This window comes from Ilumatobacter sp. (assembly GCF_046290335.1).
GTDB lineage: Bacteria > Actinomycetota > Acidimicrobiia > Acidimicrobiales > Ilumatobacteraceae > Ilumatobacter_A.
The window spans coordinates 741690-754685 of the sequence record NZ_JBKAGH010000001.1 but is presented as its reverse complement, the minus strand read 5'-3'; the positions used below and the strand labels follow the sequence as shown (position 1 = coordinate 754685).

The 12996-nt window shown below is 66.8% G+C and carries 11 protein-coding genes; 5 read left to right on the top strand and 6 right to left on the bottom strand.

Features of this window, described 5'->3' with window-relative positions:
• Positions 1-37 precede the first annotated feature (37 nt).
• The 3 genes from ACE37B_RS03480 to rpmB form a co-directional block, all read right to left on the bottom strand.
• A complete protein-coding gene (locus ACE37B_RS03480) occupies positions 38-1825 on the bottom strand; it encodes a phosphoenolpyruvate carboxykinase (GTP) (RefSeq protein WP_409921887.1) in 1788 nt (595 codons plus the stop codon).
• 228 nt (positions 1826-2053) lie between these two features.
• Complete coding sequence (locus ACE37B_RS03475; RefSeq protein WP_409921886.1) at positions 2054-2278, bottom strand: hypothetical protein; 225 nt, start codon at positions 2276-2278, stop codon at positions 2054-2056.
• A 65-nt stretch (positions 2279-2343) separates the two neighbouring features.
• A complete protein-coding gene (rpmB, locus tag ACE37B_RS03470; protein ID WP_409921885.1) occupies positions 2344-2535 on the bottom strand; it encodes a 50S ribosomal protein L28 in 192 nt (63 codons plus the stop codon).
• 174 nt (positions 2536-2709) lie between these two features.
• Here rpmB and ACE37B_RS03465 point away from each other — a divergent pair, with 174 nt between their 5' ends.
• Together ACE37B_RS03465 and recG are read left to right on the top strand one after the other, a co-directional pair.
• Positions 2710-4440 (top strand): DAK2 domain-containing protein, encoded by a 1731-nt coding sequence (locus ACE37B_RS03465; RefSeq protein ID WP_409921884.1) that lies wholly within the window; start codon positions 2710-2712, stop codon positions 4438-4440.
• Positions 4441-4545: 105 nt separating this feature from the next.
• Complete coding sequence (gene recG / locus ACE37B_RS03460) at positions 4546-6669, top strand: ATP-dependent DNA helicase RecG (protein WP_409921883.1); 2124 nt, start codon at positions 4546-4548, stop codon at positions 6667-6669.
• Between the two features lie 372 nt (positions 6670-7041).
• On the opposite strand, the gene ACE37B_RS03455 is transcribed toward recG, so the two are convergent.
• Positions 7042-8190 (bottom strand): hypothetical protein, encoded by a 1149-nt coding sequence (locus tag ACE37B_RS03455; RefSeq protein ID WP_409921882.1) that lies wholly within the window; start codon positions 8188-8190, stop codon positions 7042-7044.
• Between ACE37B_RS03455 and ACE37B_RS03450 the strand changes: the two genes are divergently transcribed.
• Positions 8135-10315, top strand: a complete 2181-nt coding sequence (locus ACE37B_RS03450; protein WP_409921881.1) for a prolyl oligopeptidase family serine peptidase — start codon at positions 8135-8137, stop codon at positions 10313-10315. The two genes, ACE37B_RS03455 and ACE37B_RS03450, sit on opposite strands and share 56 nt — an antisense overlap.
• Before the next feature lie 62 nt (positions 10316-10377).
• Here ACE37B_RS03450 and ACE37B_RS03445 read toward each other — a convergent pair whose 3' ends face one another.
• Positions 10378-11367 carry a hypothetical protein gene (locus tag ACE37B_RS03445; RefSeq protein WP_409921880.1) on the bottom strand — a complete coding sequence of 330 codons (990 nt, stop codon included), beginning with the start codon at positions 11365-11367 and terminating at the stop codon, positions 10378-10380.
• Positions 11368-11455: 88 nt separating this feature from the next.
• Between ACE37B_RS03445 and nth the strand changes: the two genes are divergently transcribed.
• The gene (nth, locus tag ACE37B_RS03440; RefSeq protein WP_409921879.1) at positions 11456-12100 is read left to right on the top strand and encodes an endonuclease III domain-containing protein; all 645 of its coding nucleotides are present in this window, start codon (positions 11456-11458) and stop codon (positions 12098-12100) included.
• A gap of 30 nt (positions 12101-12130) precedes the next feature.
• Here the strand turns inward: nth and ACE37B_RS03435 are convergent, their stop codons facing one another.
• Positions 12131-12265 carry a hypothetical protein gene (locus ACE37B_RS03435; protein WP_409921878.1) on the bottom strand — a complete coding sequence of 45 codons (135 nt, stop codon included), beginning with the start codon at positions 12263-12265 and terminating at the stop codon, positions 12131-12133.
• A gap of 204 nt (positions 12266-12469) precedes the next feature.
• Here ACE37B_RS03435 and rsmD point away from each other — a divergent pair, with 204 nt between their 5' ends.
• Complete coding sequence (gene rsmD, locus ACE37B_RS03430) at positions 12470-12988, top strand: 16S rRNA (guanine(966)-N(2))-methyltransferase RsmD (RefSeq protein WP_409921877.1); 519 nt, start codon at positions 12470-12472, stop codon at positions 12986-12988.
• The last annotated feature ends 8 nt before the right edge of the window (positions 12989-12996 follow it).

The window sequence follows — 12996 nt, the reverse complement described above, 5'->3', positions numbered from 1 at the left end:
GGGGTTCTCGGAACCCCGCCGACTGGTCAGCAACTGTTCAGAGGGTGGCTTCGAGTTCGTCGACGGCCTTGTTCAGTTCGGCGGGGAGCTTGTCGCCGAACTGAGCGAAGTGGTCGCGGATCTGCGGCACGGCCGACTTCCAGCCATCGGTGTCGACGGACAGGATCGCCGTGAGGTCCTTGTCGTCGATGTCGAGACCGTCGAGGTACAGCGAGTCCTTCGTCGGCAGCTTGCCGATGGGGGTGTCGATCGCCTCCGCGCTGCCGTCGATGCGCTCGAAGACCCATTTGAGGACCCGGCTGTTCTCGCCGAAGCCCGGCCACAGGAACCGGCCGTCGTCGTCGCGACGGAACCAGTTGACGAAGAAGATCTTCGGCAGGTTGCCCTCGTCGGTGCGATCTGCCATCGACAGCCAATGCGCGAAGTAGTCGGCGTAGTTGTAGCCGCAGAACGGCAGCATCGCCATCGGGTCGAAGCGGAGTTCGCCCTGCACACCTTCGGCGGCTGCTGTCTTCTCCGACGCCATGATCGAGCCGAGGAACACGCCGTGTTCCCAGTCGCGGGCCTCGGTCACGAGCGGCACCGTCGTGCGGCGGCGACCGCCGAAGAGGATGGCCGAGATCGGCACGCCTGCGGGGTCTTCCCACTCGGGGGCGATCGACGGGCACTGCGACGCCGGAGCGGTGAAGCGCGCATTGGGATGCGCGGCGGGCGTGTCGACTTCTGGATTCCAGGCGTTGCCTCGCCAGTCGGTCGCCCGAGCCGGTGGATCATCGGTCATCTCTTCCCACCACACGTCGCCCTGGTCGGTGAGCGCCGTGTTCGTGAAGATCGAGTTGCCCCAGATCGACTCCATCGCGTTGTGGTTGGTCTGATGGCTCGTGCCGGGAGCGACGCCGAAGAATCCGGCTTCCGGGTTGATCGCATAGAGGCGACCATCGTCGCCGAACTTCATCCAGCAGATGTCGTCGCCGATGGTCTCGGCCTTCCAGCCGGGAATCGTCGGCACGAGCATGGCGAGGTTGGTCTTGCCGCAAGCGGACGGGAAGGCACCGGCGATGTACTTCGACTCTCCCTGGGGGTTGGTGAGCTTGAGGATCAACATGTGCTCGGCGAGCCAGCCGTCGTCGCGAGCCATCACCGACGCGATGCGCAGCGCGAAGCACTTCTTGCCGAGCAGCGCGTTGCCGCCGTAGCCCGATCCGTACGACCAGATCTCGCGGGTCTGCGGGAAGTGGACGATGTACTTGTTCTCGGCATCGCACGGCCACGGCACATCGGCCTGACCGGGTTCGAGGGGAGCACCGACGGAGTGCAGGCACGGCACCCAGTCGCCGTCACCGAGCACATCGAGGGCGCCTTGTCCCATGCGGGTCATGATCCTCATGTTGGTCGCGACGTACGCGGAGTCGGTGAGTTGCACGCCGATGTGGGCGATGGGGGAGCCGAGCGGCCCCATCGAGAACGGCACGACGTACATCGTGCGGCCGCGCATCGCGCCGGTGTAGAGCTCGGTCATCGTCGCCCGCATCTCGGCGGGGTCGCGCCAGTTGTTGTTCGGACCCGCCTGCTCTTGGGTCTCGGCGCAGATGTAGGTGCGGTCCTCGACGCGAGCGACGTCGCCGGGGTCGGAATGCGCCCAGTAGCTGTTCGGGCGCTTGGCCTCGTCGAGCTTGGTGAACGTTCCGGACGCCACGAGGTCGTTGCAGAGTTGGTCGTACTCCTCGGCGGAGCCGTCGCACCAGTAGATGTCGTCGGGCTGCATGATCGCTGCCCACTCGGCGACCCACTCCTGCAAACGTTGGTTGGTGCTCGTTCCACTCATCGGTGACTCCTCGTCAGTCGCTGCACGCAGACTTCGTTGTCTGTGCGCTTGTGCCTGACTTCACCGTAAACGGACGATGTCGGCGTCACAAAGACCAGAGGACCCTGTAAGCGCTTTCATTCCGAACGCGGATAGGTCCATCGCTCGAAGCGATAGCTGAGCACCGGTGATCGCAAAGGCAGATTGACAGCTGGCAGGCAACTGCTGCGTGGCCGAGCAGCGCTCGGATCAGTGCGTGCCGGGTGTGCCCATGTCGACCTCCGAGCCGAGCCGCAGGGCTGTGGCTCGCCCTGCGTCGTCGAGGTCGAACACGACACGCTGGCCCTGCCGCAGCATGCGGAAGACCGATCCCTCGAGCGCGTTGGCTGAGAGTTCGTAGTCGTTGAGATCGGTGTCGGCCATGATCAGGCCGTCACCGGTGGTCGGGTCGTACGCCTTGATGACACCCTGCATGCGACGAAGGTACCGCGAAAAGGCCGAGGACGGGAAAGTTGGTTCAGGAACCGTCGGGGCGGCGATCAGCCGGCCTTGACGACCTTGCCGGACTTGATGCAGCCGGTGCACACGTTGACACGCTTGGTGGCACCGTTCACCGAGGCGCGGATGCGCTGGATGTTGGGGTTCCAGCGACGCTTCGTGCGGCGATGCGAGTGCGACACCGACATGCCCCACGACGGGCCCTTGCCACACAATTCACACTTCGATGCCATGATGAGTTCTCCTGCGAGTCGTTCTGTCGGCCGCAACGGACGGCACACCGGACCGCTACGTCGACCATCTGACGAGCCGCAACCGGACGGCTGACCACGCTATCGGCCCGCAGCCCCGGTCCAACACGGTGCGGCGAACGTCTGGCTCAACCGCCCGGCGTAGACTCGTCGATCGTGCCGACTCTGGAACGGATCACCACCGAAGCGTTGCGCGACCTGGTCGTCACGTTCAGAGACACGGTCAAGGTGCATGCGCCGGGCCTCAATCGACTGAACGTGTATCCGGTACCCGATGGTGACACCGGGACCAACATGGCACGCACCCTCGATGCCGTCGTCGCCGAGATGGAAACGGCCGCCGCCGACGATCTCGACGCAACATGTGACGCCATCAGCCACGGCTCGCTGATGGGAGCTCGCGGCAACAGCGGTGTGATCCTGAGTCAGATCCTCCGCGGCATCGCGTCGACGATGAAGTCGATGACGGTGCCGGCCGATGAAGCCGGTCACCGGTTCGCCGACGCGCTGCAGGCCGCCTCGACCGGGGCGTACCAGGCGGTGCTCAAGCCCATCGAGGGCACGATCCTCACCGTCGTACGCGAGAGCGCCGAGGGGGCCAAGGCCGCTGCGAACGACGGGGGCACGCTGATCGAGGTGGTTCGTGCGGCACGTCGTGCCGGCAAGACGGCACTCGACAACACCCCCGAGCAGCTCCCGGTGCTCAAAGACGCCGGCGTGGTCGATGCCGGCGGCGCCGGGTTCCTGCTGCTGCTCGACTCGGCGCTCTACGTCGTCGATGGCGAACCGTTGCCCGAGGCCGAACCCGACGACGGAACCGGCGGCGCGGTCGGCGCGGCGTTCGACGCGGTCGCGCACCGGACGTCGGGGGTCGAGGGCGAACTCGACGTCAGTGAGCAGCGCTACGAGGTGATGTACTTCCTCGATCTCGACGATGAGCGGATCGACGAGTTCAAGCAGGGCTGGGGTGCGATCGGCGACTCGATCGTCGTCGTCGGCGGGGAAGGGTTGTGGAACTGCCACATCCACACCAACGACATCGGTGCGGCGATCGAGGTGCCGCTCGATCTCGGCGGACGGCCCCGCAAGATCCGTGTGACCGACCTGTTCGAGGAGGTCGACGAAGAACACGCCAAGCGCGAAGCGCAGATGACCGGTATCGAACCGAAGCATGCGCCGCCGCATCCGGCTGCTCCGGGCGCCGGGCTGCCCCCGGTCACGACCGCGGTCGTCGGCGTCTGCACGGGAGATGGCCTCGTGGAGTTGTTCGCCCAACTCGGTGTCCAGGGTGTCGTGACCGGCGGGCAGACGATGAACCCGTCGACGGCCGAGTTGCTCGACACGGTGGAACATGTCAATGCCGACCAGGTCGTCATCTTGCCGAACAACAAGAACATCATCGCCGTGGCCGAGCAGGTCGATGCGCTCACCACCAAGCGCGTGGTCGTCGTGCCGACCCGCTCGATGGCCGAAGGGCTCGCCGCGCTGGTCGTGTACGACCCCGAAGCACCCTGCGACGTGAACGGCGCGGAGATGACGGACGCAGCTGAGTCGGTGACCACGGGCGAGGTGACCCAGGCCGTTCGCGACACGACGGCCGACATCGGCGACGTCAAGCAGGACGTCAAGCAGGGCGACTGGATCGGCATCGTTCGCGGCGACGGCATCGTGTCGTGCGCCACGACGCAGCTCGAAGCGATCCTCAATCTGCTCGACACGATCATCGACGACGACGCCGAGTTGATGACCATCATCACCGGTACCGATGCAGACGCCCACACGACCGAAGCGGTGACCGGCTGGCTCGGTGACCATCATGCTGCCGTGACCGTCGAGGTCCACGTCGGCGGCCAGCCGTTGTACCCGTACATCTTCGGCGTGGAGTAGCACCCACGAGTTGCCGGCGAAAGGTCATCGTGCCAGGCACCATGGCCTCTTGCGACCTCTGCCAAAGGTCATGGTGCCAGGCGCCGCGGCCTAGTGTCGTCGTCGATGAACGCGATCCGGCTGCGCGATCTGGCGGAGATTCCCGTCGAGCGACTCCGCGGCGTCGGGCCGAAGAAGCAGGCGTCGCTCGAGCAGGTCGGCATCGTCAACGTCCTCGATCTGGTGACGACGTACCCGCGCCGCTGGGTCGACCGTACGAACGAAGCCCGTATCGCCGACCTCGTTCCCGGTGAGGAGGCGCTGGTGCTGGTGACCGTCCGCTCCGTCACCAAGCGAGTGACCCGCAACCGGCGGACGATGGTGAACGTCAACGTGGGCGACGGCTCGGGGCGGATGGAGGTGGTGTTCTTCAACCAACCGTGGCGTGAACGCCAGCTCACCGAGGGGCTCCAGATCGCACTGTTCGGCAAAGCCGACACCTATCGCGGCGGACTGCAGATGTCGAACCCGGTGGTCGACCTCATCGGCGACCAGACCGGGCGGATCGTGCCGATCTATCCGCAGAGCGAGAAGGCGCAGATCAACACCTGGGAGATGGCCGGGTGGATCGGAGAATCGCTCCGGCGGTGCGCCGATCGCGGCATCGCCGACCCGGTGCCCGTCGCGCTCCTGCGCGAGCACGCCATGATCGACCGTGGCAGGGCGCTGCACGACATCCACCTGCCCGAGCAGATCTCGCACAAAGAACGCGCTCGACGCCGGCTCGCGTTCGACGAACTGCTGCGCGTCCAGATGGTCCTCGTCCTCCGCAAGCGACGGATGGAACGCGAGCAGCGCGGCATCGACCATCGACTGACCGGTGAGTTCGTCGACCGGTTCACGTCGTCGTTGCCGTACGAGTTGACCGATGCGCAGCGGCGCACCATCGCCGAGATCGAAGCCGATCTGGCAGCCCCGCATCCGATGCATCGGCTCCTGCAAGGCGACGTCGGCGCCGGCAAGACGGTCGTCGCGGTCGCGACGATGCTGTCTGCGGTCGAAGGCCGGCATCAGGCGGCGTTGATGGCCCCGACGGAAGTGCTCGCCGAGCAGCACGCCACGGGGATCGCTGCGCTGCTCACCGGGGTGACGGTGCCCGACCCCGGGAACCTGTTCGGTGACCGACCGCTGCGCGTCGAACTGCTCACCAACCGCGTGACGGGTGCCGATCGCAAGGATGTCCTGGCCGGGTTGGCGGACGGCTCGGTCGACATCGTCATCGGCACGCACGCGTTGATCCAGGACAAGGTGGAGTTCTCGTCGCTCGGCGTGGTCGTCGTCGACGAGCAGCACCGCTTCGGCGTCGAGCAGCGAGCGGCCCTGCGTGGCAAGAGCGCCGGTGGTCGCACGCCCGACATGCTGGTGATGACCGCGACGCCGATCCCGCGCACCGCAGCGATGACCGTGTACGGCGACCTCGACGTCAGCGTGCTCGACGAGTTGCCGCCGGGGCGGACGCCGATCGTGACGCACTGGGCGAACGGGCCGCTGATGGAGACCGGCGTGTGGCAGGAGGTGCGCGACGAGGTGAAGGCCGGTCGTCAGGCGTACGTCGTGTGTCCGCTGATCGACGAGAGCGAGAAGCTCGAGGTGGCGTCGGCCCAGGAGACGTTCGACCGGCTGCTCCACGACGAGCTGCGCGGGCTGCGGATCGGTCTGCTGCACGGTCGGCTCCCGTCGCAGGAGAAGGAACTGACGATGGAGTTGTTTCGGTCCGGCCAGCTCGACGTGCTCGTCGCGACCACCGTGATCGAGGTCGGCGTCGACGTGCCGAACGCGACGGTGATGGTGATCCTCGACGCCGATCGTTTCGGTATCGCCCAACTGCACCAACTGCGCGGCCGGGTTGGTCGAGGCGAGCATGCCTCGACCTGTTGGCTCGTCACGCAGCACAACGAGGAGAGCAACCCGCGCGTCGAGGCGTTGGTCGCGACGACCGATGGGTTCGCGCTCGCCGAGGTCGACCTGGAGTTGCGCGGGGAGGGCACGCTGATGTCGACGGCGCAGAAGGGGCGCAGCGATCTGAAGCTGGCGTCGCTGCGACGTGACCGAGCGTTGATCGAGATCGCCCGCACTGCGGCGTTCGAGATCGTCGACGCCGACCCGGACCTCGCCGATCACCCGCTCCTTGCCGACGAACTCGACCTGATCTTCAGCGACCGCGACGAAGAATTCCTCGCCAAGTCGTAGGTCCTCGACAGGCCGTCGAGGCGTTGGGGGCGTGTCCGTTGCCGGCCAGGTCGAGACGCGGCCTCACGACGTGCCCTGGTTGGCCGACGCGCCGCAGCTGGTCAGTCCCCCCGAGCAGGTGTCCTGCTGAGCTTCACACTCGCGCGAGGGTGCTCGCGCCGATCTTGGGTTCGAGACCGTCGTGGCGAGTCGCTGTGGTCGGGCGTCGATGTCGACCGGCGCATTCACCGATCAGCCGCCCCGGCCGATGAACTCGACCGCGACGTCAGCGAGTGCGACGTCAGCGAACGCGACGTCGAGATCTTGTCGAGCGGCTGGCTGCTGAGCTCAGCGGCGACGGGCGGCCCGTGACCGTCCGTCGCCGCTTCGTCCTCACGACTGATCTTGCTGGAAGACGTACGTCGCCGGCAGTTCCTCGACCGTCACCATGCGCTGGAAGCCGCCGCTGTTCTCGACGCATTCGTTCGGCGAGGACGACACCGACCACAGGTCGACCTCGTGGGTCCCTGCGAAGATGCCGTCGAAGTAGTCGACGACGGTGAACGGCACGAGCTGGCGGGCGTCCTCCGGGTTGGCCTCGTAGAGCATCGACGCGCCGCTCGTCAACGACGAGAACGGGTCGGCGCGCTGGCCGTCGATGCGCAGCTCCCAGTGGCAGAGCGCGCCGTTGACGTCGGTCGGGAGGAGGGACGCGCCGACGTGACTCGTCCACGTCACTCGCAACACGGTGTCGTTGCGCTGCTTGGTGAACGGCCCCACCTGGCGGAACGAGCCGACGAGGACGCCGTTCGACACCGACAAGCCCGGGAACGATGCGTTCGCCTGGAGCACCAGGCCGTCGCCGTAGCGGAACTGCGTCACCCGCGGCACCGCAGCGGCCAGCGCTTCGTCGACCTCGGCCTTCGTGTAGAGCTGATCGCGCGTGTAGACGTCGACGTCGTCTGCCTTGACGCCGAGCGATGCCTGCAGGCCTTGCAATGCGGTGTCGATCGCGTCGCGCCGGTAGTAGATGTCGTCGTGGTTGTGGTCGACGTAGTAGCCGTTGACGTCGACGACGATGTTGACGGTGCCGGCGTCGTTGTAGATGCGGAATTCTTGGTCGGCGGAGAGTTCGGTGGTGACGGCGTTGGGGACGGGTGGTTGGCCGGGTGCGGGGTTGAGGCTTGCGGCGAGTGGTCGGTCGCCGCTGGCCCAGATGGTGAGGAAGGACTGTTGGGTTGCGCCGAGGGCGGTGATGTTGAGTGAGAGTGCGCTGGCGTCGGTGGGGATGACGCCGCTACACGGGACGCCGGATTGCTGCGCGTCGATCGTCAGCGTGTCAGCAGGGCCCAGCGGTGTGGAGCGCGGGCCGATGGTGTTGAGGGCGGGTCGTGTGTCGGCGAGTCGGCAGGGTTCGATGGGGATGAGGACGGGTCGTTCGCCGGAGGACACCGAGGCCGAGGCGAGGTGTTGGGTGGTTGCGCCGATGGCTGCGCCGCCGGTGAGGAGCGCCATCGCGAGAGCTACGGACCGGAGTTTCATCGCCCGAGTCTCACACTTGGCCGGTGATGTGTGCGCTGATTTTGGTCTCGGTACCGTCGTGGCGGTGACGGATGAGACGACCCCTGACGAGTTGCTGTGGCTGGAGGAGGTGGAGGGTGACGACGCTCTCGCGTGGGTGCGGAGCCGCAACGCAGAGTCGGAGGCAGCGTTCTTCGGCACGGCGTGGTTCGACCGGATACGCACCGACACGCTCGGCGTGCTCGAAGCCGACGACCGGATCGCGTCCCCGTCGCTGCACGGTGACGTCGTCTACAACTTCTGGACCGATGCCGACCACCGTCGCGGGCTGCTGCGCCGAACCGATTGGGATGCGTATCGGCGAGGTGAGGAGCGCTGGGAGACGGTCCTCGACATCGACGCACTCGGACGTGCAGAGGGCGAGTCGTGGGTGTTTCACGGATCGAGTACCCGGCGGCCCGACCGCACCCGGGCGCTGATCGACCTGTCGCCAGGTGGCTCCGACGCGTCGGTCACCCGCGAGTTCGATCTCGTCGCCAAGCGTTTCGTCCCCGAGGCGGAGGGTGGTTTCGTTCGCCCGCTGTCGAAGGGCGGCCTCACCTGGATCGACGACGACACCGTGTACGTCACCGGCGACTTCGGTCCGGGCAGCCTCACCCGGTCGGGCTACCCGCGCACCGTGCGACGGTGGCGACGAGGGACCCCGATCGAGGAGTCGGAAGTGGTGTTCGAAGGCGAGGAGTCCGACGTCGCCGTCGGTGTGTCGGTGTCGACCCTTCCCGGCTACGAGCACCACGTCTTCGAGCGGGCTCCCGACTTCTTCACGAGTCGCACGTGGATCCTGCAAGGGGATGAGTTGGTGGCGATCGACGTTCCCGACGATGCCGAGGTTCGGGTGCACGAACGCTGGGTGTTCGTCTCCATCCGCTCCGATCTCGCCGTCGGCGACGCGGTCCATCCGAGCGGTTCACTGCTCGTGGCCGACCTCGACGGGTTCCTCGCCGGGACGTCGACACTGGCGCCGCTGTTCGTGCCCTTGCCGACTCAAGCGCTCGACGGGTTCACCTGCACGCGCTCGCGGGTCGTCGTCAACGTGCTCGACGACGTCCGCAACGTCGTGTCGGTGGCGGTGCCGCCCGCCTCGCCCGACGGTGACTGGACGCTGGAGCCGCTCGACACACCGGACGTGTGGACGCTCGCCGTTGCCGCTGTCGACTCCAGCGAGCGCGACGACGTCTGGTTGGTCGGCGCCGACTTCGTGACACCGGAGACGATCTCGATCGTGTCGGTGTCGGACGGGTCACCGCCCGAGCTGGTGCGTCAGGCACCGAGTCGCTTCGACGCCGCCGACGTCGTGATCGAGCAGCACTTCGCGGTGAGCGCCGACGGCACGCGCGTTCCGTACTTCGTGGTCGGAGCGGCCGATCGTGTCGCTTCGACGGACGGGACGGTGCCGACGTTGTTGACGGGATACGGCGGGTTCGAGGTGCCGCGAGTCGCTGCGTATTCGGCGGTCGTCGGGCGGTCGTGGCTGGCCGACGGTGGGGTGTATGTGCTCGCGAACCTCCGCGGCGGAGGTGAGTACGGACCGGCGTGGCATCGAGCGGCTCTTCGCGAGCGCCGTCCTCGGGTCTACGAGGACTTCGAAGCGGTCGCTCGGGCGATCATCGACCGGGGGCTGACCTCGCCCTCCCGGCTCGGCATCTCGGGTGGCAGCAACGGCGGGCTGCTCGTCGGCAACATGTACGTCCGGACCCCAGAGCTGTTCGGGGCCGTGGTCTGTCAGGTGCCGTTGCTCGACATGCAGCGATATCACCTGCTCCTGGCCGGTGCGTCGTGGATGGCCGAATACGGTGATCCGGACGATCCCGACGACTGGGCGTACCTCGAGACGTACTCGCCGTACCACCTGATCGATGCCGATGCCGAGTATCCGCCGATGCTGTTGACGACGTCGACGCGTGACGATCGGGTCCATCCGGGCCACGCCCGCAAGATGGCGGCTCGGCTGCTGGCGGCCAGCAAGCACGTGACCTACTGGGAGAACGTCGAGGGCGGGCACGGCGGCGCCGCCGACGCGACCCAGCAGGCAACGATGCAAGCGTTGATCTTCAGCTTCCTGCGAACCCACCTGTTCGACGGATGACGACAGCGACACAGTGAGCGACAGAGTGGGTCAGACCCACTCTGTCGCTCGGGCGGTTCGAGTCACTGGGTGGTGATCGAGACGCCGCGGATCTTCAGGGCGTCCAGTTCGGAGGCCCACGAACTCGACTCGGCGATGAAGAAGTAGCTGCACGACTCGTTGTCGACGGTTGCGTTGGTCGTCGTGATCGACATGACGTCCTCGCCGGTCGCCGGTGCGGCCACCGAGTCGCCCTGGGCGACGATCTTCGTCCCGCCGTCGAACTCCTCGCAGCGGATCTGGAAGTTCAGCGAGGCCAGCGCGGTGTCGTCGGTGAAGTACGCCGTGGCGGACGTGATCGTGGCGCCGTGCGGAAGTGTGAGTGGTGCGGCGAGTCCCGAGACGACGCCGGGACCCTGGGCGTAGGGCATCCCGGTGATCCATGCGCCCCCTGCCGTCGTGCCGAGGGTGAGGTCCTTCTGCCAGCTGATGTTGGTGCTCCAGGCATCGAACGCTGCAGCGCCGACGCTGACGGTGGCCTCGGTCGACGGGCCCGGGTCGCCGTACTTGTCGTCGTGGTCGTGGTTCACGTAATAGCCGTTGATGTCGATGACCACGTGGGTCTCGCCGGCGTCGTTGTAGATGTTGAACTGGCCGTCGTCGACGCTGGTCACGACGGCGTTGGGGGTCGGCGGTTCACCCGGAGCCGGGTTGAGCGACGCAGCGAGCGGGCGTGGGCCGCTCGGCCAGATCGTCAGAAACGAGAGTTGGGTCGCTCCGAGTGCGGTGATGTTCGTGGAGATCGCCACCGCATCGGTCGGAATCTGCCCGGCGCATTGCGTGGTGGCGTTCTGAGTGTCGAAGGTGAGCGTCTCCGCCGCCGCGATCTTGCCGCTCTGCGGACCGACCTGGAGGTTCGGACGCGTGTCGGCGAGTCGGCAGGGTGAAATCGAGATCAGGACGGGCCGGTCACCGCTGGAGACGGTGGCCGATGCGGACTGTTGCACCACGACGCCGATGGCGGAGCCGGTGAGGAGCATGGCGAGGACGACGGCGGTTGGGCGGAATCTCATGGGACGATCCTGACGAGACAGCGTGAATCGGCCGTGAACCGTGTGGCGTCGCTGGGCCCGGACGAGGTCGCAGCGATATGGTCCCCGCATGCGTCGCCAGGAGAAAGCCGACCGGATCGGAGTGATCCTGGAGGAGTTGTACCCGAATCCGCCGGTGCCGCTCGACCACAAGGATCCCTATACCCTCCTCGTCGCCGTGGCGCTCTCGGCGCAGACCACGGACAAGAAGGTCAACGAGGTGACACCGGCGTTGTTCGCAGTCGCCGACACACCAGAGAAGATGGCGGCGCTGGATCCCGAGGAGATCCTGGGCTACATCAAGACGGTCGGGTTGGCTCCGACCAAGGCGAAGAACCTGTGGCTGATGGCCAATCAGATCGTCGATGCCGGCGGCGAGATCATCGGCGACTGGGAGTTCCTCGAGTCGCTCGCGGGCGTCGGCCACAAGACCGCGTCGGTCGTGATGGGCGGGGTATTCGGTGTGCCGGCGTTCGCCGTCGACACCCACATCCATCGGTTGGCGGCGCGCTGGGGTCTGTCGAACGGGACCACCGTCGAACGCACGGAGAAGGACCTGAAGGCAGTGTTCCCGGTCGAGACGTGGAGTGATCGCCACCTCCAGATCATCTACTTCGGCCGCGAACACTGCCCCGCCAAACGCCACGACCTGACGAGGTGTCCGATCTGTAGTTGGGCAGCGACCAAGAAGCGCATCGCGCTCGAATCCCGCTGACGCTGGCGGCGAGCAGCGCATTCTGGCGCGCTACCAGTCGGGGCGGCCGTCGGTTTCGATGTCGGACTCCTCGAGCACGAGGTCCCATCGGTCGAGGCAGTCCTCGCAGCGATACGCGACGGCCTCGCCGACTTCCCAGATGCCGTCCTCCGGCGGGTGCGTCAACAGAAAGCACCTTCCGCCGCAATCGATGCACGTGATCTGTGGGGGAGGAGCCAACACGCCACCAGTCTGCCCCGATCAACCACGTCCCCAGGTCATGGTGGAGGTCATGGTGCCAGGCACGATGGCACGTGGGGTCATGGTGGAGGTCATGGTGGAGGTCATGGTGCCAGGCACGTTGGCATGTTCGGCCCGTAGCCTGCACCCATGCGTGTCGTCGCGGGTGAGTTGGGTGGTCGCAAGTTGGTGTCTCCGGAGGGGACTGCCACTCGGCCGACGACCGACCGGGTCCGCGAGGCGATGTTCAACTCGCTCGGCAGCGCCGGGCTGCTCGACGGCGCCGTCGTGGCCGACCTGTTCGCCGGGTCGGGAGCGGTCGGCATCGAAGCGCTGTCGCGCGGGGCCGCCCACTGCACGTTCGTCGAACGGGACCGCAACGCGCTGCGTTCGCTCGACGAGAATCTCGCGACGCTCGACCTGGGTGATCGGTCCAGAGTGATGCGCTCCGATGCCGTGCCGGCGTCGGCGACCCTCGATGTCGACATCGTCTTCGCCGACCCCCCGTACGACTTCGACGGGTGGGACACGCTGCTCGCGACCGTGCGCGCCGACATGGTGGTCACCGAGTCCGGACGCGAGGTGAAGCCTCCACCGGGCTGGACCGCGAGGCGAACGAAGCGGTACGGGCGCACGTGGGTCGGTTTTCTCGAGCGCACCGCTGACTAGGTTGTTGC